At 32.5% G+C, this 24,238-nt stretch carries 23 protein-coding genes; 7 read left to right on the top strand and 16 right to left on the bottom strand.

What is annotated here, in order from left to right:
- Positions 1–25: 25 nt before the first annotated feature.
- From B2741_RS08500 to B2741_RS08465, 8 genes are all read right to left on the bottom strand, one after another.
- Entirely contained in the window at positions 26–790 is a 765-nt protein-coding gene (locus B2741_RS08500) for a tetratricopeptide repeat protein (protein WP_291137599.1), read from the bottom strand.
- On the bottom strand, positions 790–2,568 hold the full coding sequence (locus tag B2741_RS08495) for a BatD family protein (protein ID WP_291137597.1): 1,779 nt from the start codon (positions 2,566–2,568) through the stop codon (positions 790–792). Before B2741_RS08495 ends, B2741_RS08500 begins: the two co-directional genes overlap by 1 nt.
- A 3-nt stretch (positions 2,569–2,571) precedes the next feature.
- On the bottom strand, positions 2,572–3,342 hold the full coding sequence (locus tag B2741_RS08490; protein ID WP_291137595.1) for a tetratricopeptide repeat protein: 771 nt from the start codon (positions 3,340–3,342) through the stop codon (positions 2,572–2,574).
- Positions 3,335–4,378 (bottom strand): vWA domain-containing protein, encoded by a 1,044-nt coding sequence (locus B2741_RS08485; RefSeq protein WP_291137592.1) that lies wholly within the window; start codon positions 4,376–4,378, stop codon positions 3,335–3,337. Before B2741_RS08485 ends, B2741_RS08490 begins: the two co-directional genes overlap by 8 nt.
- Positions 4,379–4,389: 11 nt before the next feature.
- Complete coding sequence (locus B2741_RS08480) at positions 4,390–5,394, bottom strand: vWA domain-containing protein (RefSeq protein ID WP_291137590.1); 1,005 nt, start codon at positions 5,392–5,394, stop codon at positions 4,390–4,392.
- Positions 5,394–7,010 (bottom strand): hypothetical protein, encoded by a 1,617-nt coding sequence (locus B2741_RS08475; RefSeq protein ID WP_291137588.1) that lies wholly within the window; start codon positions 7,008–7,010, stop codon positions 5,394–5,396. Before B2741_RS08475 ends, B2741_RS08480 begins: the two co-directional genes overlap by 1 nt.
- Positions 7,011–7,015: 5 nt before the next feature.
- Positions 7,016–7,882, bottom strand: a complete 867-nt coding sequence (locus B2741_RS08470) for a DUF58 domain-containing protein (RefSeq protein WP_291137586.1) — start codon at positions 7,880–7,882, stop codon at positions 7,016–7,018.
- A gap of 77 nt (positions 7,883–7,959) precedes the next feature.
- Positions 7,960–8,964 carry an AAA family ATPase gene (locus B2741_RS08465; protein ID WP_291137584.1) on the bottom strand — a complete coding sequence of 335 codons (1,005 nt, stop codon included), beginning with the start codon at positions 8,962–8,964 and terminating at the stop codon, positions 7,960–7,962.
- Positions 8,965–9,140: 176 nt separating this feature from the next.
- Between B2741_RS08465 and B2741_RS08460 the strand changes: the two genes are divergently transcribed.
- Together B2741_RS08460 and B2741_RS08455 are read left to right on the top strand one after the other, a co-directional pair.
- Positions 9,141–10,013, top strand: a complete 873-nt coding sequence (locus B2741_RS08460) for an aldo/keto reductase (protein ID WP_291137582.1) — start codon at positions 9,141–9,143, stop codon at positions 10,011–10,013.
- A gap of 61 nt (positions 10,014–10,074) precedes the next feature.
- On the top strand, positions 10,075–11,214 hold the full coding sequence (locus B2741_RS08455; RefSeq protein ID WP_291137580.1) for an ATP-binding protein: 1,140 nt from the start codon (positions 10,075–10,077) through the stop codon (positions 11,212–11,214).
- A gap of 337 nt (positions 11,215–11,551) precedes the next feature.
- On the opposite strand, the gene B2741_RS08450 is transcribed toward B2741_RS08455, so the two are convergent.
- The 4 genes from B2741_RS08450 to B2741_RS08435 are packed head-to-tail and all read right to left on the bottom strand — an operon-like array spanning position 11,552 to position 14,750.
- Positions 11,552–12,223: a response regulator gene (locus B2741_RS08450; RefSeq protein ID WP_291137578.1), complete on the bottom strand. Its 672-nt coding sequence runs from the start codon at positions 12,221–12,223 to the stop codon at positions 11,552–11,554.
- A gap of 32 nt (positions 12,224–12,255) precedes the next feature.
- The gene (locus B2741_RS08445) at positions 12,256–14,268 is read right to left on the bottom strand and encodes a tetratricopeptide repeat-containing sensor histidine kinase (RefSeq protein WP_291137576.1); all 2,013 of its coding nucleotides are present in this window, start codon (positions 14,266–14,268) and stop codon (positions 12,256–12,258) included.
- 46 nt (positions 14,269–14,314) lie between these two features.
- Positions 14,315–14,491: a hypothetical protein gene (locus B2741_RS08440; RefSeq protein WP_291137574.1), complete on the bottom strand. Its 177-nt coding sequence runs from the start codon at positions 14,489–14,491 to the stop codon at positions 14,315–14,317.
- Between the two features lie 19 nt (positions 14,492–14,510).
- Positions 14,511–14,750: a hypothetical protein gene (locus B2741_RS08435; RefSeq protein WP_291137572.1), complete on the bottom strand. Its 240-nt coding sequence runs from the start codon at positions 14,748–14,750 to the stop codon at positions 14,511–14,513.
- 156 nt (positions 14,751–14,906) lie between these two features.
- Between B2741_RS08435 and B2741_RS08430 the strand changes: the two genes are divergently transcribed.
- Positions 14,907–15,641 carry a metallophosphoesterase family protein gene (locus tag B2741_RS08430; RefSeq protein WP_291137571.1) on the top strand — a complete coding sequence of 245 codons (735 nt, stop codon included), beginning with the start codon at positions 14,907–14,909 and terminating at the stop codon, positions 15,639–15,641.
- Between the two features lie 38 nt (positions 15,642–15,679).
- Positions 15,680–16,177 carry a DUF6646 family protein gene (locus B2741_RS08425; protein ID WP_291137569.1) on the top strand — a complete coding sequence of 166 codons (498 nt, stop codon included), beginning with the start codon at positions 15,680–15,682 and terminating at the stop codon, positions 16,175–16,177.
- 48 nt (positions 16,178–16,225) lie between these two features.
- Here B2741_RS08425 and B2741_RS08420 read toward each other — a convergent pair whose 3' ends face one another.
- Positions 16,226–16,600, bottom strand: coding sequence for a hypothetical protein (locus B2741_RS08420; protein ID WP_291137567.1), 375 nt, complete (start codon positions 16,598–16,600; stop codon positions 16,226–16,228).
- Between the two features lie 92 nt (positions 16,601–16,692).
- Here B2741_RS08420 and B2741_RS08415 point away from each other — a divergent pair, with 92 nt between their 5' ends.
- Both B2741_RS08415 and B2741_RS08410 read left to right on the top strand, forming a co-directional pair.
- A complete protein-coding gene (locus tag B2741_RS08415) occupies positions 16,693–17,268 on the top strand; it encodes a PhnA domain-containing protein (protein ID WP_291137566.1) in 576 nt (191 codons plus the stop codon).
- A 122-nt stretch (positions 17,269–17,390) separates the two neighbouring features.
- Positions 17,391–17,795, top strand: a complete 405-nt coding sequence (locus B2741_RS08410; RefSeq protein ID WP_291137565.1) for a hypothetical protein — start codon at positions 17,391–17,393, stop codon at positions 17,793–17,795.
- A gap of 132 nt (positions 17,796–17,927) precedes the next feature.
- Here B2741_RS08410 and B2741_RS08405 read toward each other — a convergent pair whose 3' ends face one another.
- The 3 genes from B2741_RS08405 to B2741_RS08395 form a co-directional block, all read right to left on the bottom strand.
- The gene (locus tag B2741_RS08405; RefSeq protein WP_284698654.1) at positions 17,928–19,478 is read right to left on the bottom strand and encodes an aldehyde dehydrogenase family protein; all 1,551 of its coding nucleotides are present in this window, start codon (positions 19,476–19,478) and stop codon (positions 17,928–17,930) included.
- Between the two features lie 95 nt (positions 19,479–19,573).
- Complete coding sequence (locus tag B2741_RS08400; protein ID WP_291137563.1) at positions 19,574–20,113, bottom strand: 3-hydroxyanthranilate 3,4-dioxygenase; 540 nt, start codon at positions 20,111–20,113, stop codon at positions 19,574–19,576.
- A 93-nt stretch (positions 20,114–20,206) separates the two neighbouring features.
- Positions 20,207–21,322: an endonuclease/exonuclease/phosphatase family protein gene (locus B2741_RS08395; RefSeq protein WP_291137560.1), complete on the bottom strand. Its 1,116-nt coding sequence runs from the start codon at positions 21,320–21,322 to the stop codon at positions 20,207–20,209.
- A gap of 139 nt (positions 21,323–21,461) precedes the next feature.
- Here B2741_RS08395 and B2741_RS08390 point away from each other — a divergent pair, with 139 nt between their 5' ends.
- A complete protein-coding gene (locus tag B2741_RS08390) occupies positions 21,462–24,236 on the top strand; it encodes a TonB-dependent receptor (RefSeq protein WP_291137557.1) in 2,775 nt (924 codons plus the stop codon).
- Positions 24,237–24,238 lie beyond the last annotated feature (2 nt).

The raw sequence follows: 24,238 nt of genomic DNA, 5'->3' as shown, positions 1-24,238 counted from the left end.
AACACTTTCGACTGAACACTGAACACTATTTCTTCACTTCCTTAATCGCTTCTTTATCTATCCAAGCTTTGGTTTTATCGGTTAGTTCTACTTGTTTCCAGTTGCCTAATTCTTCTAAAACGAAAACTTTTGTGCCTTCGTGAAGTGTTACTACATCTTCAGAACTGTTTTTAGGTTCGGCTTTCAAAGTCGTTGATTCTGCGAAAACAATTGCTGGATTGTAATTTGTGTCGAATTTCTTCTGTAAAAATGCTGAAAAAATGGTTACGCCAATTCCAACTAAAAACAATAGAAACAAACTGAAAAAAGTGCGTTTTAGAAACACGGTATTTCCAAAATAATAACCTAAAAACGAAAGTAAACTCAGGAAAGCAATAAAAACGGCTAACCATGCCCAAGTATCGTAATGAAATGTACTTGTAAACTCTTTCACCATTTTCTTAAAACCTACTTCTGGAAGCATTTTAATGTCGTCTATTGCCGTTTTTTGGGCAAATGACAGATTGGTTTGAATGGCTTCGTCATCTGGGTTTAAAAGCAATGCTTTTTCATAATTGTAAATTGATGGCGCTACTTTGCCTAATTTGTAATAGCAATTGGCAATATTAAAATACAAATCGGCCGATACGTTGCCTTGATTTACAATGCTTTCGAAAGATTTCAACGCTTGTTCGTAATCGCCTTTGTTATATAAATCGTTTCCTTTTTTGAAGGTAGTAGCATCGATTGATTCGCTTGCATTAGCAAATGAAACCAAAAACAAAAAGAATAGGATAATCTTGTTTTTCATTATTTCAATTGTTTTTCTAGTTCGGTAATTATTTCGATAGCTCTGTCAAAATCGTTGTGCATTGCGGTTTCAGTTGCTGGTGCATATCTTGCGAATTCACAATCATTCATTAATTCCATAAATTGAGAAATACTGATTTCTGAAGCATTTCTTTGTTGTAACAATTCAATGATGTTGTCTTTGCTCATTTCAACCGTTTCGATATGTAATTTAGCTTTTAAGAAATTGTGTAACGCTTTTTCCATTGCCATATAAAACGGAACTTTGTCACCCATTTGTTTTTTAGCTTCCGATAAATATTTCTTCACTAATCGGTTATTATTTCTAACTCGGTTTCCTACAACATCGGCATCTTTTGTTTCTTTTTGTTTTCTAGCAATCATCACAATTGGAATCAATAATAATGGTGCAAATAACAAACTATAAAACAATCCCGAACCTAAGAAATCTTTTTTAGAAGCGGAAATAAATTCTGTTTTCAACTTGTTGAATTGGAATACTTCTTTTTTCTGAATGGCTTGTTTATTAGCACTTGGTGTATTGGCTACAAATGTTCCATCACCTTCCGCTACGTCAATGATGATTTCTTTTGAAGTGATGGTTTTATACGATTTACTTGTCAAATCGTAGTACGAAAACTCCATTGGTTTAATCGTATATTTTCCTTTAAACTGAGGAATAATGGTGTATTTGTCCGAAATTTTTCCGGTCATACCCGTAACAGGTGTTTGTACATTTTCGGTATGAGCTGGATCATACATTTCTAACGCGCTTGGAACTACTGGTTTTGGTAATGTAAATAATTTTAAATTTCCTTTTCCTGAAACACTTACTTCTAAATCTAAAGATTCGCCCGCTTTTAAAGACGTTTTCGATGGTTTTACTACAAAATCAAATTTTCCAACTGCGCCTGTAAATCCTTCTGGTTTTCCGTTTTCCGGAAGTGGTTTTACATTGATAGTTTGCATTCCTGTAGAAAGTGATTTTTGAATTACACGCATTTCGTATTCACCAAACCAATCGCGACGACCTGTTGGTACCTCAGCATCTAAATCAATTTTAAAAGGTTCAATGGTTTTAGCTCCCGCTTCTAATGGATATAAAATTACTTTTCGTAATACTACCATACTGAAATCTTTGCCGTTATACTTTCCACGTTCGGCACGAAGTTGTTTCATGTCAATGTACTGACTCCATAAATCATTGTATTTTGGTGCTTTGAAATTTCTAAAATTTCCAACGGTTGATCTTGGTTCGAAATACAATTTATAAATAACAGTAACAGGTTCGTTTACATACGGATTCTTAGTTGACATTTCGGCTACCAAATGAATTCCTTCTCCATAATTCACATTTGTTGGTTGCTGACCAGGATAGGTTGGCATTTGGATAGGATCTGTAATTGTAATTTTTATAGGTGCTGATTTATAAATGGTTTCATCAAATTCAATAGAAGCAGCACCAATGGTAAATGTTCCTTTTTTTGTAGGTGTTAAATAATAAATAATTTGGGTTGAAATTTCCCTTTTTTGAGTAACTCTACCATTTACAATCGTAATCGAAGTTTGATTTCCTTTATTTATAAAAGGACCCTCTGCTTTAAAACCGGGAAACTTTGGTGGGACAAAATTATCACCTTCGTTATTGATAGAAAAAACCAATTGAATTCGCTCGTTTAAACCATAAGAACTTCTTTCTGTTTGCGCTTCAAATTTTACTTGAGCGGAAATAGAATTATAAAAAACCGATAAAAATAAAACTAAAAGTATCTTTTTCATGAATTACCAATCTTTTTCATTTGAAACCGGACGCGCTTTTACCTTCTTAGCATTCACTTTGTCCTGCACTTTCTTCTCTGCATTATTAACCGCATCTAAAATATTATCGATGCGTTGTTTGTCGGCACCACTTGGTTTTGGATTTTCGTTTTTATCTTCTTTTTTCTCTCCGTCTCCTTTTCCTTGTTGGTTATCGCCTTGTTTATCTTTGTTATTCTGATTGTCTTTATCAGAATCTTTTTTGTCGTTTCCTTTGTCGTTTTTACCGTCTTTATCTTTTGGCTGTGGTTTATTATCTTGACCGCCACCACCTTTATTGTCTTTTTTATTGTCTTTTGGAGGTGGATTATCTTTTTTCTTTCTTTTGGCTAAAGCATAATTGTAACGCGTTTCTTCATCCTTTGGATTGTTTCGAAGTGCGTTTTTATAAGCATCAGCTGCTAAATCATATTTCTTTTCCAGCATGAAGGTGTTGCCTAAATTATGATAAATTCGATGTTTTTCTTCTTTAGTTTTGGCAATTTCTAACGCTTGAATATATTTTATTTGTGCTTCGCCTTGTTGATTTTGTCGATAAATGCTATTTCCCAAATTATAACCCGCAACGGCTTTTTTTGGTGATTTTTTCGATTCCGTTACCCGATAATCAGCTTCGGCATCCACGTATTTTTTTTCGGTAAACGATTGATTTCCGTTGTATAGATTTTTATCTTTTTCTTGACTGAAAAGCGTAATGCAATTCAATAATGTTAATATGTAAACTATCTTACGCATGTTTCTTTTCATTAAATAAGTTCAACTTTTGCACCCATGCTGTTTTTTTCTCCAAAAGGAAAATATCTACCAATAATAACAAAAACCCTAACGCTAAAAACCATTGATATTGCGATTCAAAATCAGCTATTTGTTGCGATTCAAATTCTGATTTTTCTATTTTATCTAATGATTTTTTAAGTTCTTCAACCACTTCTTTTGTGGATGTGCCAACAATATATTTCGATTTGGTTTTATCGGCAATATTTTTTAAAACTTCAGGATATAATTTTGTTGTAACCGTTTGTCCTTCTGAGTCTTTTTTATAAGAAACTATTATTCCTTTATCATCTCGTAATGGAATTGGACCGCCTTTTTCAGTTCCCACTCCAATAGTCAAAATACGAACGCCTTTCTCTTTTGCCATTTCAATAGCATCTTCTGCGCCTTCGCCATGGTCTTCTCCATCAGAAATCAGGATAATTAACTTACTGGTGTCTTTCACATCAAAAAAATCAACCGCTAATTGAATGGCATCGTTAAAAGCGGTTCCTTGCGAAGAAACCATATTGGTATTCATGCTTTGCAAATACATTTTAGCAATGCTATAATCGGTCGTCATCGGTAGAACAGGGTAAGCGCTTCCCGCATAACCTACAATTCCTACTCGGTCATTTCCCAATTGATTAATGATTTGCGAAACAATTTGCTTGGTTTTTTCTAGTCTATTTGGTGCTACGTCTTCGGCTAGCATACTTTTTGAGATGTCAACTGCGAAAACAATATCAATTCCTTGACGTTTTACGGTTTCCATTTTGGTTCCCATTTTTGGGTTTACCAAAGCAATAATAATGCAAGCTAATGCCAACAACAAAACACCTGTTTTTAAAGCGGGTTTGAAGCTCGATTTCTCAGGAGCTAATTGGTTAAACAATTCCAAATCGGCAAAAACAGCTTGTCTTTTTCTTTTCCAAAACAAATTGAATAGAAAAAGTGCCACTATTATGGGTAATAGTGCTAATAAATAAAAATATATTGGACTTTCTAATTCAAACATTTTTTCTTTTTCTAAACGATTCCTCTAAAAACTGAATTTCTCAACAATACCTCAACACCTAGCAACACAAAAGCAATTAAAACGAAAGGTTTGTATTTCTCATCATAATTGTAGAATTTTTTCTCTTGAATTTCTGTAGTTTCTAACTTATTAATTTCGTCGTAAATGGCTTGTAATTTCTTATTTGATGTAGCTCTAAAATATTTCGCATCGGTTGCTTTTGCAATTTCTTTCATCAGTTTTTCATCAATTTCCACTGGCATCATTCTGAATACTAATTTTCCATTAGCATCTTTTGCTACAGGAAACATGGCTTGTCCGTTTGTTCCAATTCCGATGGTATATACTTTAATGCCGTATTCTTTAGCGATTTCGGAAGCCGTTCTTGGGTCAATAGTTCCTGAATTATTCACACCATCCGTCAATAAAATGATAATTCTACTTTTTGCTTTGCTGTCTTTAATTCGGTTAATAGCCGTAGCTAAACCAACGCCAATTCCGGTTCCATCGGCAATAATGGAATCATCATACTCTATGGTTTTTAGCGATTGTAAAATGATGGTTTTATCAGAAGTTACTGGTGTTCTCGTATAACTTTCACCCGCATAAACGACCAATCCAATTCTATCGTTAATTCTATCTTGCACAAACGTTGAAGCCACTTTTTTCAATGCTTCTAGACGATTTGGTTTTAAATCATTGGCCAACATACTACTCGAAACGTCAATCGCCATTACAATATCAATTCCTTTTGTGGTTTTTGATTTTGAAGTTACATCAACACTTCTTGGTCTTGCTAATGCGATGATTATCGAACTTAATGCTAAAATTCGCAATACGTATAAAAACGGTTTTGCTTTAGCCAAGAAAGTTCTGTTTTGTTTGAATGGTTCCAACGAACTCATTTTTACCGTTGCTGAAAGTTGGTTTCTTTTATAAAATAACCAACCTATTGCTAATGGTAAAACCAAAAACAACCATAAGAATTCCGGATTTAAAAAGGTTACTTTTCCCATTATTTCTTGGCTTTTCTTAGTTCGATTGAATTCTGAATTTTCTCTATAATCTGCTTCGCGTGTTCGTCTTCTTCTTTATAAATTAGGAAAAACTCTTGAGCGCCTCCAGGCTGAGACAACACCATGATTTCGTATTCCATTTTCACATCTTCATCTCTCACAGGATCAAAAGCGGTAAATGTTCCGTAGGCTTTTTTACCCGAAAGTCCTTTTACGTTTTCGAATTCGCCTGTTTTTACGATAATATTTTTAGCGCCAAACTTTTCTAATTCTTTTAAATCAACTTCAAGCGCTAAATCCAAATCCAATCGAGTGGTATCTTTAAAAGCAGTTGTAATTAAAACAATAGAAAAATTATCAATGATACTTCCATACATAAATCGACTGTTCGATTTTACGTTTTCGGGAAGATTATTCTGAATTTTCTCGTCGTTATTGCGTTTTAAAACTTTTGGTGTTGAAATGATAATAGCAGGTTCGCCATATTCAGACGTAATCCACTCTTTTTCTAATAATTCTTCGGTAGAATGTCCAATGTAATTGTCTTTAATGAAATCGAATCCCACTGTATAAGCGAAAATTACAACTGAAGCCACCAATAAAAACATCGAAATTCCGATAGACATCACTAAACGTTTGAACTTTTGTTTTTGCATTTCTTTCTTGCGAACTTCTTCCGCAAAAAGGATAGCCGCTTGGTCTTCGGTTCTTGGTAAAGCTTTATCGATGATTAACAAAAACTTATCGATGATTTTTTTATCGGTTTCAATTTCAAACAACATAGGTTGCGATTTAGCAAATTTTACTAAATCCGAATTTTCTAAAACGCGACTGAATTTTTCCAAATCTTCACGATTTACAAACATTTTCTTGTCTTTAATCGCTTTTTTTAGGGATTCTATCAATTCGCTCGAAGTACTTTCCATCGCTGGAATATGAACCGATTCTTCGATGTACGTTCTGGTAATATCAGTCATTTCAGAATAATATTCTTTGACATCACCGCGTTGCACCAATTGTTTTTTATCTAAGTTTTGAAGATACGCAATCGCTTTTTCAATTGGCGAAGCAAAAAATTCTTCTTTTTGCTCTTTGTCTTTTTGTAATCTTTTGATGATGAAGTACGATGCAAATCCAGAAGCGATAATCAATACCAATAAAATCAGTAATTTCCACCATTCGCTCATCGGTTTTTCTTCGGTGGCGATGATGTCTTTGATGTCGTACATTTGTTGTTTGGTCGTATCAACTTTTACATCGTTTACCAAAATCGACAGCGAATCGGTACGAAATTCTTTTTGATTGATTTTTACCAATAATTTCGGAATCACATAGCGTCCCGAATCAAATTGGGTCAACCCGTATTTTTTGATTAATTCGTATTGGTTGTCGTTTTTTATGGTGTCAATTGGATAAGATTCTAATATTTCCAAAGCACCAAAAAACTTTCCAGCAGGAAAAACCACTTTATCTTTTGCGTTTACTTTTGCTTTGATGGTTAAATTGAATTGCGATCCAATTTTTATTTGAGTAGAATCAATATTAGACGAGATTTGTTGGGAAAACCCAAAAAATCCGAACAATAAAGCAATGTATAAGTAAATTTTCTTTTTCATTTTTCTTAATTACGCGCTTTAAAATAACCTAATAATTTGGTTACATAGCTTTCATCCACTCTAGAACTAATTGTTCCTGCTCCACATTTTGAAAAAATATCTTTGAAATAATTTATGTTTTCACGATAGTATTTTTCGTAATCCATTCGCACTTTTTTTGACGTAGTATCAACCAAAAGTGTTTCTCCTGTTTCAGCGTCTAACATATTTACAATTCCAATATTTGGAATACTTTCTTCTCTTTGGTCAAACACTCGAATTCCGGTTACATCATGTCGTTTTGAAGCAATTTTCAGCGTGTGTTCGTAGTCTTTCACCATGAAATCAGAAATTAAAAACACGATTGCTTTCTTTTTTAAAACGCTAGATAAATATTTCAAAGCTTGTGATAAATCGGTTTTTTTGCTTTTTGATTCGAATTCGATTAGCTCGCGAATGATTCGTAAAACGTGCGATTTTCCTTTTTTAGGCGGAATAAACAACTCCATTTGGTCCGAAAACAAAAGCAAACCAATTTTATCATTATTTTGAGTGGCCGAAAACGCTAATGTGGCAGCAATTTCGGTAACCATATCTCTTTTTAGTTGATTTTTTGTACCAAAACTTTCCGAACCTGAAATGTCCACCATTAACATCATGGTTAATTCACGTTCTTCTTCAAATACTTTTACGAAAGGCTCGTTGTAGCGCGCTGTTACATTCCAATCGATAGCTCTTACGTCGTCACCGTATTGGTATTGGCGCACTTCTGAAAACGTCATCCCACGTCCTTTAAAAGACGTGTGATACTCGCCCGAAAAGATATGATCACTCAATCTTCGGGTTTTGATTTCAATTTTTCGAACTTTCTTTAGAATTTCTTTGGTATCCATTTTTATTTTGTTTCAGGTTTCAGGTTTTCTTTGTTTCAGGTTTCTTTAACTTGAAACTTTAAACTTGAAACAAAAAATTAAGGCACTTCAACTTCGTTTACAATTTTGCTGATAATGTCTTCTGTGGTTACATTTTCAGCTTCGGCTTCGTATGTGATTCCGATTCTGTGACGTAATACATCGTACACAACAGCACGAACGTCTTCAGGAATTACATAACCTCTACGTTTGATAAAAGCGTAACATTTAGCAGCAGTTGCCAAGTTGATACTTCCACGAGGTGAAGCTCCAAAACTGATTAATGGTTTTAGACTTTCTAATTTGTATTTTTCTGGATAACGCGTTGCGAATATTAAATCTAAGATGTATTTCTCAATTTTCTCGTCCATATATACTTCCCGAACGGCTTCTTGAGCTCTTAAAATTTGTTCAATAGAAACCACTTGGTTTACTTTTTCAAAAGCGCCTTTTAAGTTTTGACGAATTACCAAACGCTCGTCTTCCATTTTTGGATAGTCGATAACCACTTTTAACATGAAACGGTCAACTTGAGCTTCTGGTAATGGGTATGTTCCTTCTTGATCAACAGGATTTTGCGTTGCCATTACTAAGAACGGTTTATCTAATTTAAACGTTTCGTCGCCAATAGTAACTTGCTTTTCTTGCATCGCTTCTAACAAAGCCGATTGTACTTTGGCAGGAGCACGGTTAATCTCATCTGCTAAAACGAAGTTCGCGAAAATAGGTCCTTTACGAATGGTAAAGTCGTTTTGTTTGATGTTGTAAATCATGGTTCCTACAACGTCTGCAGGCAATAAATCGGGTGTAAACTGAATTCTACTAAACGAACCGTGTACAGCTTGTGAAAGCGTATTGATAGCCAAAGTTTTTGCCAATCCAGGAACTCCTTCTAGTAGAATATGTCCTTGTCCTAAAAGGCCAATTAATAATCGTTCTACCATTTGTTTTTGACCTACAATAACTTTGTTCATTTCCATTGTAAGCAAATCGATAAAAGCACTTTCTCTTTCTATTTTCTCGTTGATTGCTCTTATGTCTAAACTCGATGTATTTTCTTCCATTTTAAGGTTTAATTTGGTGGTGTGAAATTAACAACATTTTTTAACAATGCAAATTGTAATTTTTTTTAATTTTTAGTTGTTAATTAAGCGTTAAAATGTGATTAAAAAAGTGCTTTTTGTGAGTGTTTTATGATTCTATTTTATAATTTTAAGGAAATTTTAAAAAACAACATCTTATGTCAGTAAAATTATCCCCTATAATCGCTGGAACGATGAATTGGGGTATTTGGGATAAAAACCTAAGTACCACTGAAATGTCACACTTGATTAATATTTGTATTGAAAATAAAATTACCACGTTTGATCATGCCGATATCTATGGTGGTTACACAACCGAAGCTGCTTTTGGAAAAGCTTTAACCGAAAGTAAAGTGGATAGAAAAAAAATTCAATTAATTACAAAATGTGGTATTGAACATATTTCAGAAAATCGTCCAAATAATGTAGTAAAACATTATGATTATTCTGCAGCATATATCATTTGGTCAGTTGAAAATTCGCTAAAAAATCTACAAACCGATTATTTAGACGCTTTGCTTTTACATCGACCAAGTCCTTTAATGCAAGCTGATGAAATTGCCGAAGCAGTTGAAAAACTAAAATCGGAAGGAAAAATATTGTCTTTTGGAGTTTCCAACTTTACACCTTTTCAAACAGAACTTTTGCGTCAAAAAACCGAAATTTCATTTAATCAAGTTCAATTTTCAGCAACGCATCACGAAGCTATGTTAGATGGAAGTTTAGATTACATGCAAATTCACAACATTCAGCCGATGGCTTGGAATCCGTTAGGAACTGTTTTTAGAGAAAATACAGAGCAAACTTTTCGATTAAAACAGCTTTTAGCTACGCTTGTAGATAAATATCATGTAGGTTCTGATTTAATTTTATTGGCTTGGATTTTACAACATCCTGCGAATATTTTACCTGTTGCCGGAACTGTAAATGTAGCTCGAATTCAACAATTATCGAAAGCGTGTTCATTGAAATTAGACAAGCAAGATTGGTTCGCTATTTGGACAGAGAGCATGGGAAATAAAGTGCCTTAAAAAAGTGATTAGTGACTAGTAATTAGTTTTTGCTAGTCACTAATTACTAATCACTAAAAATATGATAAACAAGCGACTTCTTATAAAAAACATATTATCTCACCACGATGAGAACAGTTTTTATGATAAGAAGCGCCAATTGAATTTACACACCAAAGAAGGAAAAGCGAAATTTTTAAAACACATTTGTGCGCTCTCTAATTCTAATCCAAGTAATAACTCTTATATTGTGGTTGGAGTTGAAGACGAATCGAATGAAATCGTTGGTGATGACTTTTTTGATGATAGCCGAATTCAGAATTTGGTGAATGCTTTTTTGGAAAATCCACCTAAAATTCAGTATGAAAATGTACCTTTTCCAAATCTTCCAAAAGACAAAGTGGTAGGATTGGTTACGATTAAACCCAAATCGAAAACTTCTTATTTTAAAAAAGGAATTCATACTATTGAAGCCAATAGTACTTTTGTTAGAAAAGGAAGTAATACTTCGCCGACAAAAGAGAAAATTCCGTATTCGAAACAGAATGTTGAAACTGTTATCAGTATTGAAAACAGCTCTCGAAATAGCATTGCGCATACGTTAGAAAGTGTTTTAGATTTCATCAACAACCGCCATAAAGACATTCCTTCTAACTATCATGTTTTTAAAGAATTATTCGTGGTTTGCTGGGCGGGAAATAAGAAGAAAATTCGGGATAAAGTATATTATTCTAGAGTTGATATTGAATTGATAAACGAGCAAGTGAAGTTGTTTTATTCAGCATTAGACGAAGTAAGTATCGAATATGATGATAGTACATTTTCAATTACGGAATATGTTTCTTTAGGTTTAAACGATAAAACGAGTTATTATCCGTTTGAAAAAGTTACGTTGAGTTTTTTTGATAATGGTTATTACAAAATGAATTCAGAAATGTTGTTTGAACCACCACAATACAACCGAAAAATGTTGTACCACATTTACAATTCGAATTTGACATTGTTAAGTAAACTTCAAAAAGGATTGCCTTTGCAGGATTCGGAAAAGAGAGACTTGGAGAATTTACCTCACATTATGATGATTTGCTATTTGAACGGATTTGAAGAGGCAAAACAAAAATTAATTGATGCAAAACCTTATCTTAAAACATTTGAAAACCCAATGATTTATGTTTCTTTTAAAGAAGTAATGCGAATTTTAAGAAAAATGAAATATGATTAATATAGGTTTTTATTATTTCTTTTAAAAAAAATCAGCATCAGATAAGAAACAAAAAGTACAACTCCCAATATATACACTAATTTGAATTGCAAACTATAATCAAGCGTGTTAAAAAAAGGTGCCTTTTCTTGAAAAAGGGTATAATACGTTAAATCAACGATAAAGTAAATCCAAATTAGACTAAGGATTAACAGTACGATAACTAATTTAGTATATAACTTCATTTTCTATATCATTTAGATTATAAAGTTACTTATACTTAAAAGAAAAATTGTTACAGATTTTCTGTATATTTTTACTTTTATTTTTCAGTGTTTTGGGCGTTTCTTGAAAAATTTTAAATCAATCCGTGCTTTTTAGCTTCGCGAATGATGTCTTCGTCGCTACCTTTTTCAATTTTAAAGAAGAGTTTTATTTGTGCTTTTCGTTTGTCGATTGCACTTATAGATAAATTCATTCGTTGAGGTAAATTTTTAGTTTTTACACCTTCCGCCAATAAGGTAATTAGTTTTCTGTTGTTTTCGTCTAAGAAATCACTTTTCTCGTGCAATTCAGCAATATTTTCCACAACTGTTTTACTTGTGTAGAAATGATTGTTGTAAATTTTTTCAAATGCTAATAAAAACTCATCTGCCGTAAAATCACTTTTTACTAACAAACCATTTGGTGCTATATTTTTTTGAATGGCATCTAAAATAAATGCTTCTGCATGTGAAGTAAGAATAACAATTTTACAATCTGGAAATTTCTTTTTAATAAGAAGTGCTAAATCTTCACCGCTTTTAATGTTTTTTTCTAAATAAGGTGGTAAACTCAAATCGACAAAAGCAAAATCAAATGCTTTGAAAACTGGTGTGCTGTCAATTATATTATATGCCGCTTCGCAGTTGTAAGCTGGAGTTGTTGTGATTCGCAAACCTAAATCGTTAAAAGACAATATGCTTTTATACCCCTCAATCATTGATGGGTGATCGTCAATCATTAAAATATGTAAGTCTGTTTTATTCACGCGATTTTATTTATTTCAAATTTACAATTTATTTAATTTACCAACGGAACTTTTAACTTTATAAGTGTACCTTTTCCTTTTTCGGATGTAATAGAAATTTGACCTTTCATACTTTCAGTTCTGCTTTTCATGTTTTTTAAGCCAATTCCGTTTTTAACTTTTTTCTCATCAAAACCAATTCCGTTATCATTTATTTCTAAGTGTAAAAAATCATCTTCCGTATCCAGTATTAATCCAATTTTAGTAGCATTAGCATATTTATTAATGTTGTTAAATGCTTCTTGAATTATCCGATAGACATTCATTTTGATTTCAGGACTCATATTATTCATTGCATCATCATAATATATTTCGAAATTACATTCTGGAGAATATGTTTCCTTTTGATTTTTTAAAAGTTCTTCTAAAATATTTTTAAAACCACTTTTATATATTTCTGATTCATTATGTAGATGATGTGAAAAGGCTCTTATTTCTTGTTCTATAACTCTAATGTAATCAATGTGTTCTAAGGCTTTTTTAATGGTTTCTTCATCTTGTTTTCTAGATATTGAAAATAAATTTAATCTAACTCCCGCTAGTCTATTTAGAATGTTATCATGAAGCTCTAAGCCGATATTTCGTTTTACATTTCTTCTTACTTCATCAATATCTTCCTGATTATTAAGCATCAATCTGTAAATTTCTTCATTTGATTCTTGCTGTTGCTGAGTAAAAACCAATTCTTTGTGCTTACTTCTTTGATAGAGAATTACATATAGTAGAAAACTAAATGAAATAATCAATAGTGAAGCTATCAAAATAATTTTTCGTTGGTTAGAAATTGTTTCTTTTTCAGAAATAATTTCGTCCGTTTCAAATTCGATTCGAGCTAGTTTGTTTCGAGTAGCTCTTTCTTGTTTTTGAAGACTATCGTTCAATTTGATGTAATCTCTAGCATAAGATAAGCCTTCTTTTGGAAGTAACTTTGTAAAAAAATCGAGAGTTACTAAAACTTCTTTGTTGTAATGCGATTCTTTAGCTAATTTGTTGGCTTCACTGTTAAGTTGAAGTGCTTTTAAAGTATCGTTTTGAGAAAGATAATATTCGGTAAGATGAATTCTGCTGTTGATTTTTCCAAGTACATCTCCAATTTCATCTCTTACCGCTAGAGCTTTTTGAAAATCCTCTAAACCTTCATTTTTATTGGTTTTAAAAATAGAATATGCATAATTGTCAAGTAAAGATGAATATAAAACAGGTTGAATGTCTTTTAGGTTATTGATTTTTAAGCCTTCTGCAAAAATTTGACTTGCTTCATTGAATTTGTCAATACTTAAGTAGACAAAACCTATATTGTTTAAAGTTTGAGCTTTAAAAACAGGCTTATAATTTTCGTCATCAATGTTTTTGATTTGAATAAGTGCTTTTTGATGATATTCCAATCCTTTTTCAAAATTTCCTAACCCAGATAAGGAACTACCTAAATTAACATAACATTCGTATATTAAAGATTGATCGTTAATTTCTTTAGCAATGTTTAAAACCCTAATTGTTTCTGATTCACTGCCTAAAAAATCTTTTTCAAAGAGTAAAATATATGCCTTGTGAAGTATTGTTCTTGCTAAATTAGACTTGTCTTGTATTTTCTCATATTTTTTTTCTGCTCCTAAATAATAATAATAAGCACTATCATTTTTAGAAAAAGAAAAATAATAATCTCCTAAATAATATTCTGCCTTAGCAATATTTGATGAATCATTAATTGATTGAGAAATATCTAAAATTTTATTAGTTGTTTTCTTATATTCTTCATACTCTAACAATATAAAATAACGATTAGCTAACTTAAAATAATTTTTAATTTTTATTGAATCATTCGCACTTGCTTCTTGAATTAAATTTTTAGCTGAGTCAATATATTTTAAACGAATTTCCTTATCTAAATTTACATTTGAACTATTTTCAAAATAAGAATCTAACTTTTTTTGAATAATAGGATTTCTCTCGTTTGAATTACATCCAACGAAAAAAATAAAACCAAATAAAATTATTATCTGTTTCAATTAAAAGAGTTGCTTTTTCACAAATTTACTGTTTAAAGATGATAAATTAATCTCTTTTTACAATTATTATAGGCGTTCTTGAAGTAAGAATACTCTCCTTTTTAATTTTATCTGTTTTTTCAATTTTAAAAGCCATTACTTTTTTAATTGAATCATTTTCTTCGTTGTTTGGAATATTTGAAACGAACAAAGAGCTTACTAATAACACTAATACTGTTTTCATTTTATAATTTTTTTAGTTATTAATCTTTCTTTACTATAATTACTGGATTTGTTTCTTCTCTTGCAATAGTATCCATTTGTGTTTCATCTTTTACGATAGTATCCGACTTGGATTCGTCAACTTCTCTTGCTTGAATTTGTTGCATGTTCTCTGATAGTTTAATAGCTCTTTCTAAGTCTGCATCTTGCTCGTCAGATGAACATGAAAATAATACAACACTAACCATTAATAAACCGAATAGTTTAACTGTTTTTTTCATAGTGAATTGGATTTTAATTGTTTATTTTTTGTTTTAATTTTTTAATTGAATTTTTTGTCGAATTTTGCATTATAAAAGTAATAATCCCTTTTTATATTGTTGTTACAGATTTTCTGTAAATTTTCACTTTTATTTTTCAGCGTTTATTGAGTTTTTATGAAAAAATTTGTCATCGGAGACATCCACGGAGGTCTAAAAGCATTACTTCAAGTACTAAAAAAAATTAACTGTGATGAAAACGACACATTAATTTTTTTAGGTGACTATGTAGATGGTTGGAGCGAATCTCCAGCGGTTTTAGATTTTCTAATAGATTTGCAAAAAAAACAAAATTGTGTTTTTATTCGAGGTAACCATGACGAACTTCTATTATACTGGTTATTAGGCAATAACGAAAATATCGATGAAAAATTGTGGTTTCAACATGGAGGTGAGGCAACCGTTTTATCTTATCAAAAAATCGACGTGGCAACCAAAGAAAAACACATTCATTTCTTGCAATCGCTTCAAAATTATTATTTAGATAATGAAAATAGATTGTTCATTCATGCTGGTTTTACTAATATGAGAGGTGTGGAACACGAATTTTTTAAAGCTGCTTTTTATTGGGATAGAACTTTATGGGAAACCGCATTGGCGATGGATAATCAACTTTCAAAAGATGCGATTACCTATCCAAATCGTTTAAAAATATATAAAGAAATTTACATTGGACACACTCCCGTTACTAAGATTGATGAAACAATTCCAGTAAATAAAGCCTGCGTTTGGAATGTAGATACTGGAGCAGCCTTTAAAGGCACTTTAACTATTATGGATGTTGATACTAAAGAATTCTGGCAAAGTGACTCATTGCCAGGTCTATATCCTAACGAAAAAGGGAGAAATTAATTATTAGTATATTTGTACTCAATTTTAATTTTAATACGATGAAAAAAATACTAGCAGTAGTTTGTTTATTAGCCGCAGTTCAAATGTCAAATGCGCAAGTTTTTAAAGGAAAAGGAGATACTAAGTTTCAAGTGGGAGCAAACATTCAAGAAAAAGGAACTGGAGTAATTGCTACTTATGATAGAGGAATAGGAACAAATATGTCGTTTGGTTTTACCTCTTTGTATTTATTGGGAATTGAAGAAGTAGCTGGAGAAAAACCAAATTTTGATGACCGTTTTGATCTTAGAGCTCGCTTTAGTGCTAATATTGCCGATGTCTTTGGCATCGAAGAAAAAGTAGATATCTATCCTGGATTAAATATCGGAATTAAAAATTTTGGTGCACATTTTGGTGTTCGCTATTTTATTACGGATGGTTTTGGATTGTACTCTGAAATACAATTACCAATTGCTCATTATGATAATAATCCTAGAGGGTTTGAAAAATATAATAATCAGTTTAATTTATCAATTGGAGCTTCTTTCAATTTATAAAAATTGTAAAAATATATTTATAAAGGAAGTCTAATTGACTTCCTTTTTTTATTCTGGGTGAAGTAAGATAGTTCTTTGTTGCGGAATTACATGACAAACATCAGAAGTAACACTTACTACTTCAGAAGTAAAGGTTACATAACCAGTTTTTGAAACCGTAATAGTATAATTCCCTTCTCGCTCATAAGCGCCAGAAAAAATTGGTTCTGCTACATCAAAACTTATCAAGGCTTCAGAATAACTTCCATCGGTAGCTACCACAGCAACACCTTCGTTTAAATACACATTGGTTTCAGCATCTTTAACTGTGATGTTTAAGCCAGCTCTTGCTTCTTCAGTACAAGCAATTCCATTATCCTCATCATCGCATTGGGTAGCTAATAAAAAAGGAAACAAAGCTATAATTAAGAGTAATTTCTTCATTTTAAGTAGATTTTAATCGAATAATCAAAGATAATTAAATTCAATTTATAACTTTGCTCGCAAAATATTTATTTACGTAAAATCCATTCAAAATGAGTGTAATAGAAAAAAAACTGAAAGACCGCAGTGGTTCAGTTTGCGAAATTAGTGGTGCCGAACATGATTTAGTTGTGTACACGTTGCTACCTCACACTGCAGAAAGCTTAGAACATTCGGTTTTAGTTGCAAAACACTTAAAAGACCAAATTGAAAACCCAGAAACTACAGATGAAAAAGACTGGAGAGGCTTATCGGAAAGTATGTGGAGTGAGCATTTACCAGTTCAAATTTTATCTTGGCGCATGTTAGCCCGTTTGAAAAATAACGATTTGCTTGATATGATGTACTTAGACGAAGAAGCATTAGAATGGGCAAAAGCAACGGGTGAAGGCGAAGAAGAAGACGAAAACAAAATTGTACATAAAGACAGCAACGGCGTAACTTTATTAGATGGTGACTCGGTTGTGTTAATTAAAGATTTAGATGTAAAAGGTGCTACTTTTACCGCAAAACGTGGAGCTGCCGTACACAACATTAAATTAGTTTGGGACGACGCTAACCTGATTGAAGGTAGAGTGGAAAACCAAAGTATTTATATTTTGACGCAATACGTGAAGAAAACGAAGTAATTTTCAATGTGCCGATGTGGCAATGTGATAATATAAGAAACCCTGCAAATTTGATTTGTGGGGTTTTTGTTTGCAATTTGTTATCTTTGGATAAATTAGCCAATGGTTTAAATAATTAATTCATGAAAAGAATAATTTTTATATTTTTTATTTTATTGAGCTTAAATAGTTTTGGTCAAACTAAAGAGAAGTCCATTTATATTGAAATAAACGATAGTTCTAAGGTTTTTACAGATAAAATAAAAGACTCTATAATTGTTACTTATAAAATATTTGTGAATGATCATAAATATCCCTATTGGTATGTTAATGCAAGAAAAAACAATGAAAATCAAAAAATGATTTCATTAACAGAGTATAAGAAATTAAAAACTCAAATTCTAAGTTTAGATTTAATAAACAAAATGACAGATGAAGAATTTACTAAAATTATTGAGGGTAAAAAAATTTATATAATTGATAAAATTTACGCAAAAGAGATAAAAAAAGTTTTGGTTAAGAATCTAGCATATGTTATACCAGATTAATTTTTAAAGAGTTGTTGAAAAGAGTTTTAGCATGACAAATTGAAATAAACAAAAACCCTGCAAGATGATTGCAGGGTTTTTCTATATCCAAAAAGTAACTATTCACTAATTACTTTTCACTAATCACTTATTTTAGAAATCAAACTTAATACCTTGTGCTAAAGGTAACGCTGTTCCGTAGTTAATGGTGTTGGTTTGTCTTCTCATATACGCTTTCCATGCATCAGATCCTGATTCACGTCCACCACCTGTTTCTTTTTCACCACCAAAAGCACCACCAATTTCAGCACCAGAAGTTCCAATGTTTACGTTAGCAATACCACAATCAGAACCCGCAGCAGAAAGGAATAATTCCATTTCTCTCATGTTGTTGGTAAAGATAGAAGAAGATAATCCTTGAGGAACGGCATTTTGCATTGCAATCGCTTCTTCAATTGTGCTGTATTTCATTACATATAAAACCGGAGCGAATGTTTCGTGTTGCACGATTTCGAACTCGTTTTTAGCTTCGATGATACATGGTTTTACATAACAACCGCTTTCGTATCCTTTTCCTTCTAAAACACCGCCTTCTACAATTACTCTTCCACCTTCTGCTTTAGCTTTTTCGATAGCGTTTAAGTAATCTTGAACTGCACCTTTATCGATAAGTGGCCCTACGTGATTATTTGCATCTAATGGATTTCCAATTTTTAACTGTGCATACGCTTTAGCTAAAACGTCTAATGTTTTATCGTAAACACTTTCGTGAACAATTAATCTACGCGTTGATGTACAACGTTGACCTGCTGTTCCTACCGCTCCAAATACTGCACCTACCAATACCATTGATAAATCTGCTTCTTGAGAAACGATAATAGCGTTGTTTCCACCTAATTCTAAGATAGTGTTTCCAAAACGCTCAGCAACTGTTTTTGATACGTGACGACCAATTCTTGTAGAACCTGTAAACGATACTAATGGAATACGTTTGTCGTTATTAATTAAATCTCCAGATTCGTTACCTACTACTAAACAGCTGATTCCTTCTGGCAAATTGTTTCTTTCTAATACCGTTTGAATGATGTTTTGACAAGCTACACCACATAAAGGCGTTTTTGAACTTGGTTTCCAAATACAAACGTCACCACAAATCCATGCTAACATCGTGTTCCAAGACCAAACTGCTACAGGGAAGTTGAAAGCCGAAATGATTCCAACAATTCCAAACGGATGCCATTGCTCATACATTCTGTGCATTGGACGCTCAGAGTGCATCGTTAAACCGTGTAATTGACGAGATAAACCTACTGCGAAATCACAGATGTCAATCATTTCCTGAACTTCTCCAAGACCTTCTTGATACGATTTACCCATTTCAAAAGACACTAATTTCCCTAGTGCTTCTTTGTGTTTACGTAATTCTTCTCCCATTTGACGTACGATTTCCCCTCTTTTTGGAGCCGGAACCAAACGCCATGTTTTGAACGCTTCTTCTGCAGCACTCATAGCTGTTTCGTAATCTTCTTTTGTTGAAGATTTTACTTTTCCAATCAAGTCTCCTGTTGCTGGTGAATATGATTCGATGATTTTTCCGTTAGAAAACCACTTTGTTCCAGTAGAAGTTCCTTCGTTAATTTCTTTAATGCCTAATTGTTGCAAAGCTTCTTGCATACCAAATTGAATTGCTGCTTCAGATATCATTTTATAACTTTTTATTCGGTTTTTGTTAAATTTTTACAAATGTAAAAAATATATTTTAATAATTGTGTGTATCAAGTTACACAGCGCTTTTTTAACTATTTCTTAGTCGTAAACTTAGGATTGGTTTCCATTACAGTGCCACATTTTTTACACGTTCTTTTTTCTTCCGAATTGTAGAACGTACTAAAATGAGGTAAGAAATCTTTCTCTATATCGTGTAATTCGAAATATACTTCGTGTAATTTATGATTACAATTGTCGCAAAACCAAAGTAAACCATCATTGAATCCTTTTCCAGCTCGTTTTCTTTCGATTACCAAACCAACAGAACCTTCTGTTCTAGCAGGAGAATGTGGCACTTTAGCCGGATGTAAATACATGTCGCCAGCTGAAAGTTTCATAGCTTTCTTTTTCCCATCTTCTTGAATGTAAACTGTGATTTCACCTTCTAACTGATAGAACAATTCTTCGGTTTCATTGTAGTGATAGTCTTTTCGTGCATTGGGTCCACCCACAATCATTACAATATAATCGTCTGATTCTACATATAAATTCTTATTACTAACAGGCGGTTTCAATAATGTTTTATTGTCCTCAATCCACTTTTGTAAATTAAACGGTTTTCCTATTGCCATCTTTTTTGCATTTAAAATGTAAAGTTACAGAAAAAGAAAAAGGTTAGCTGCATTTTATTGCAAACTAACCTTATTAAATTATTATCATTGGAATTACTTCACTTCTTTTACTAAATAAATGTAAACTGGAAAGTGATCCGAGAATCCAGGAACTCCGTTTTGATTACGAAGTGGATATCCTTTGTATTGTCCTGTTTTTTGGATTAAGAAAGGTTTATTATAAATACCTGCCTTCCAATATTTGAATGAACCATAATCGTTGTTGTCAGCAGGAACCAGTTGTTGACTCACCATGATTTGGTCGAAAATATCGCCTGAATCTCTATAAAACAAAGAAGAATGTCCGTCTTTAGCCATTTGCTCAAACGGATTGTAAACATCTCTTGGTTCTTTTAATTCTGTTTTTTTCAGTTTAGCACCAATACCTTGTTTTACACTTTTATTATATGCTCCATCATTTAAATCTCCCATAGTAATAAACTTAGCATTTGGGTTGATTTTAATAATAGAATCCATAATTTTTCTGTTCAATCTACCCGCTGCTTCACGGTAAGGACTACTTCTTTTTTCGCCTCCAGAACGTGATGGCCAGTGATTTACAATTACATTGATTTCTTCCCCATCTAATAAACCTGTAACTAAAAGTTGATCACGAGTGTAAATTCTTTTTGTTTTTTTATCATAATTTACATTTTCTTCCACCTCTTCCTCTTCTTTTTTGTCTTTTTTATCAGAAGTAGATTCTGATTCATAAACATACAAAGGAACATTTATATAACTTGTAGGTTGAAAATGTTTTTCTTGATATAAAAATCCAACATCAATTCCACGTTTGTCTGGAGAATCAAAATGTACTACTTTGTAACCTTTGTTAATTAAAGCTGGGTGCTTTACTAAATCTTCTAAAACTCTTCTGTTTTCAATTTCACAAGCGCCAATAATTACAGGAGAATTTTTTTGAGCTTCGCTAGTACCTAACTCAATAAGCACTCTACTTAAATTGTCTAATTTCTTATTGTAATTCTTTTTTGTCCAACCATTTACGGGGGTATATTCTTCATCGTAAGTGTCTGGATCATTAATTGTGTCAAATAAGTTCTCAAAATTGTAAAACGCAACGGTATGCACTTTAAATTTTTTATCCTGAGAAAAAGCACTACTTACAGACAAAATCACGGTAAATACAGCCAAAAGGTGTTTAATTTTCATAAATCAAATGTTATATTAATATCAAGTTTATTACAAATTGGGTGCCAAAGGTAAATAATATTATTAAAAGTTATACATTTGCAGGCTGTTAAGTTTTAAACCACTTAACGTTAAATAAGTATTAATTATAATATTCTTTATGAAAAAACTTGTATTAAGCACTTTACTAGTGCTGCAAGCTGTTTTTGTTTTTGCACAGCAAAATCCAGCCTTAAAAGGTAAGGTTATCGATGCTAAAAGTCAAAAACCATTACAAAACGTAGTTGCAACTATTCAAAGCACGAATCAATCTGCCTTGACTGATTTTGACGGAAATTTTGTATTTCAATCACTTCCTGGTGGAGAACAAGTATTGGTAGTTAAGTCTACAGGATACAACCAACAGACATTCGTGTTAGAGCCAAACAATGGGGAACCATTAGACTTAGGCGTAGTTGTTTTAGAGGAAGACGTTACTTCTGAACAACAATTAAGTTTAGTAACTATTACAGAAAATGACTTAGGAGATGACAACAGCGGATCAGAAAGTACTTCGGGCTTATTACAAGCAACGAGAGATACTTATCAGCAAGCTGCTGCGTTTAACTGGGGATTAGCTCGTTTTAGAATTAGAGGTTTAGATAATGAATATGGAGTTACCATGATCAATGGTATATCTATGAATAAATTGTATGATGGAAGACCACAATGGAGTAACTGGGGTGGTTTAAATGACGCAACTCGTAATCAAGAATTTACAATGGGTTCTGCACCATCAGATTACACCTTTGGTAGTGCTTTAGGAACTCAAGAAATCAACACCAGAGCTTCTTTCTACAGACCAGGTTCAAGAATTTCGATGTCTGGAACAAATACCAACTATAGTTGGAGAATGATGGGAACTCACGCATCTGGTATGAACAAAGACGGATGGGCATTTGTAGTTTCTGCATCAAGAAGATGGGCTGAAGAAGGATACTTTGAAGGAACTGACTATGCTGCAAATTCATTATTTGCTAGTGTTGAGAAAAGAATTAACGAAAAACACAGTTTAAACTTAACTGCAATTTACGCTCAAAATAGTAGAGGAAAATCATCGCCAAATACTAAAGAAGTAAATGATTTAATGGGAATTGAATACAATTCGTATTGGGGATACCAAGGAGGTAAAAAACGTAACTCTAGAGATAAAGATGTTGAAGAACCAATTGTAATGCTTTCTCATTATTGGAGAATTTCTGAAAAAACATCCTTAAACACTAATGTTGCTTTTCAAACAGGTTCAATTGGAAACTCTAGATTAGATTACCAATTGGGTAACAACCCTGACCCAACTTATTACAGAAACTTACCAAGTTATTTCAGTAATTTAGGAGGTTATACTCCTCTTCAATTAGAAGAAATTGGAAACACTTTTAGAGAAAACTCTCAAATTGATTGGGATGCAATGTACATTGCAAATCAAAATAGTGCTTTCCCTGGAAGAAGTGTTTATGTTTTATATGAAGACAGAACCGATGACAACCAGTTAAGCGCAAACAGTATTTTAAACTCAAGTATTTCTGAAAATGTTAGCTTAACAGCTGGAGCAAATTTTAGAAAACTACGCTCTCATAATTATCAGAACTTATTAGATTTAATGGGTGGTCAATACTTCTTAGATATTGATCCTTTTTACACTGGAAATGCTAGCCAATCGGATTTAAATAACCCAAATAGACAAGTTGGTGAAAACGAATCTTACGGATATAACTATTTATTACACGCTTTAACATTTGATGGTTTTACGCAATTCAAATTTACTTATGACAAAGCAGATTTTTATTTAGCTCAATCTTTTTCTAGAACTGAATATCAAAGAGAAGGAATTTACAGAAATGGAATTTATGCGGATAATTCTTTCGGAAAAGGAGAAAGTATCACTTTTGAAAACTTCGGATTCAAAGGAGGTTTAACATACAAATTAAACGGAAGAAATTATTTAGATTTCAACGGTTTATACCAAACAAAAGCTCCAAGTTTGAGAAACTCTTTCTCTAATGCAAGAATGAACAATGTAATTACTCCAGACTTACAAAGCGAAAGTATTACAAGTGCTGATGCAAGTTACATCTTAAGAGCACCAAAATTCAAAGCTCGTATAACTGGTTTCTACTCTAAAATTCAAGACGCTACTGAAATTTCATTCTTCTATGGAGAAGGAATTGGAAGTGATGATGGTGGTGACGAAGATACATTTGTAAGTGAAATCGTTACTGGTATCGAAAAACAAAATATGGGTGCAGAACTTGGTTTAGAATACCAAATTACTTCAACTCTTAAAGCTACTGCTGCTGCTTCTTATGGTCAGTATATCTATTCAGATAATGCTAACTTAAAAACAAACGATGATGCTTTAGCTGCTGCAGGGAACAACTCATTAACTGACTTTGGAACTGTTTACATTAAAAATTACCACCAACCAGGTATGCCACAAACAGCAGCATCATTTGGTTTAGAATATAGAGACCCTAACTTCTGGTGGATTGGAGCTAATGTGAACTATTTAGCAAACAGCTATATTGATGTAGCTAGCATCTTAAGAACTGACAATTTCAGTATTGACAGTACTACGGGAGACAATTATTCTGGCGCAACACCAGAAACAGTTAAAGAGATATTAGAACAAGAAAAATTTGATAGTTTTTCTTTAGTAAATTTAACAGGAGGAAAATCTTGGAGAATAAGTAAAGCAAATCGTAACACTGTTGGGTTCTTTGCTTCTGTAAACAACGTTTTTGATGTGACTTATAAAACAGGTGGTTTTGAGCAATCTAGAAAAGCAACTTTCCCAGATTTACAAGCAGACCAAGCTAATGATACACCTTCATTTGGTTCAAAATATTTTTACGGATACGGAAGAACATTCTTTGTTAACTTCTACATTAACTTCTAAAA

It is taken from the genome of Flavobacterium sp. UBA7663, assembly GCF_002483315.1.
Lineage (GTDB): Bacteria > Bacteroidota > Bacteroidia > Flavobacteriales > Flavobacteriaceae > Flavobacterium.
Note: the sequence above shows the minus strand (reverse complement) of the source record. Positions and strands in the feature narration are given on the sequence as shown.

What these genes read in the sequence shown, in the direction of transcription:
- B2741_RS08500 (WP_291137599.1), bottom strand. Translation starts at nt 790, where the DNA reads ATGAAAAACAAGATTATCCTATTCTTTTTGTTTTTGGTTTCATTTGCT.
- B2741_RS08495 (WP_291137597.1), bottom strand. Translation starts at nt 2,568, where the DNA reads ATGAAAAAGATACTTTTAGTTTTATTTTTATCGGTTTTTTATAATTCT.
- B2741_RS08490 (WP_291137595.1), bottom strand. Translation starts at nt 3,342, where the DNA reads ATGCGTAAGATAGTTTACATATTAACATTATTGAATTGCATTACGCTT.
- B2741_RS08485 (WP_291137592.1), bottom strand. Translation starts at nt 4,378, where the DNA reads ATGTTTGAATTAGAAAGTCCAATATATTTTTATTTATTAGCACTATTA.
- B2741_RS08480 (WP_291137590.1), bottom strand. Translation starts at nt 5,394, where the DNA reads ATGGGAAAAGTAACCTTTTTAAATCCGGAATTCTTATGGTTGTTTTTG.
- B2741_RS08475 (WP_291137588.1), bottom strand. Translation starts at nt 7,010, where the DNA reads ATGAAAAAGAAAATTTACTTATACATTGCTTTATTGTTCGGATTTTTT.
- B2741_RS08470 (WP_291137586.1), bottom strand. Translation starts at nt 7,882, where the DNA reads ATGGATACCAAAGAAATTCTAAAGAAAGTTCGAAAAATTGAAATCAAA.
- B2741_RS08465 (WP_291137584.1), bottom strand. Translation starts at nt 8,964, where the DNA reads ATGGAAGAAAATACATCGAGTTTAGACATAAGAGCAATCAACGAGAAA.
- B2741_RS08460 (WP_291137582.1), top strand. Translation starts at nt 9,141, where the DNA reads ATGTCAGTAAAATTATCCCCTATAATCGCTGGAACGATGAATTGGGGT.
- B2741_RS08455 (WP_291137580.1), top strand. Translation starts at nt 10,075, where the DNA reads ATGATAAACAAGCGACTTCTTATAAAAAACATATTATCTCACCACGAT.
- B2741_RS08440 (WP_291137574.1), bottom strand. Translation starts at nt 14,491, where the DNA reads ATGAAAACAGTATTAGTGTTATTAGTAAGCTCTTTGTTCGTTTCAAAT.
- B2741_RS08435 (WP_291137572.1), bottom strand. Translation starts at nt 14,750, where the DNA reads ATGAAAAAAACAGTTAAACTATTCGGTTTATTAATGGTTAGTGTTGTA.
- B2741_RS08430 (WP_291137571.1), top strand. Translation starts at nt 14,907, where the DNA reads ATGAAAAAATTTGTCATCGGAGACATCCACGGAGGTCTAAAAGCATTA.
- B2741_RS08425 (WP_291137569.1), top strand. Translation starts at nt 15,680, where the DNA reads ATGAAAAAAATACTAGCAGTAGTTTGTTTATTAGCCGCAGTTCAAATG.
- B2741_RS08420 (WP_291137567.1), bottom strand. Translation starts at nt 16,600, where the DNA reads ATGAAGAAATTACTCTTAATTATAGCTTTGTTTCCTTTTTTATTAGCT.
- B2741_RS08415 (WP_291137566.1), top strand. Translation starts at nt 16,693, where the DNA reads ATGAGTGTAATAGAAAAAAAACTGAAAGACCGCAGTGGTTCAGTTTGC.
- B2741_RS08410 (WP_291137565.1), top strand. Translation starts at nt 17,391, where the DNA reads ATGAAAAGAATAATTTTTATATTTTTTATTTTATTGAGCTTAAATAGT.
- B2741_RS08405 (WP_284698654.1), bottom strand. Translation starts at nt 19,478, where the DNA reads ATGATATCTGAAGCAGCAATTCAATTTGGTATGCAAGAAGCTTTGCAA.
- B2741_RS08400 (WP_291137563.1), bottom strand. Translation starts at nt 20,113, where the DNA reads ATGGCAATAGGAAAACCGTTTAATTTACAAAAGTGGATTGAGGACAAT.
- B2741_RS08395 (WP_291137560.1), bottom strand. Translation starts at nt 21,322, where the DNA reads ATGAAAATTAAACACCTTTTGGCTGTATTTACCGTGATTTTGTCTGTA.
- B2741_RS08390 (WP_291137557.1), top strand. Translation starts at nt 21,462, where the DNA reads ATGAAAAAACTTGTATTAAGCACTTTACTAGTGCTGCAAGCTGTTTTT.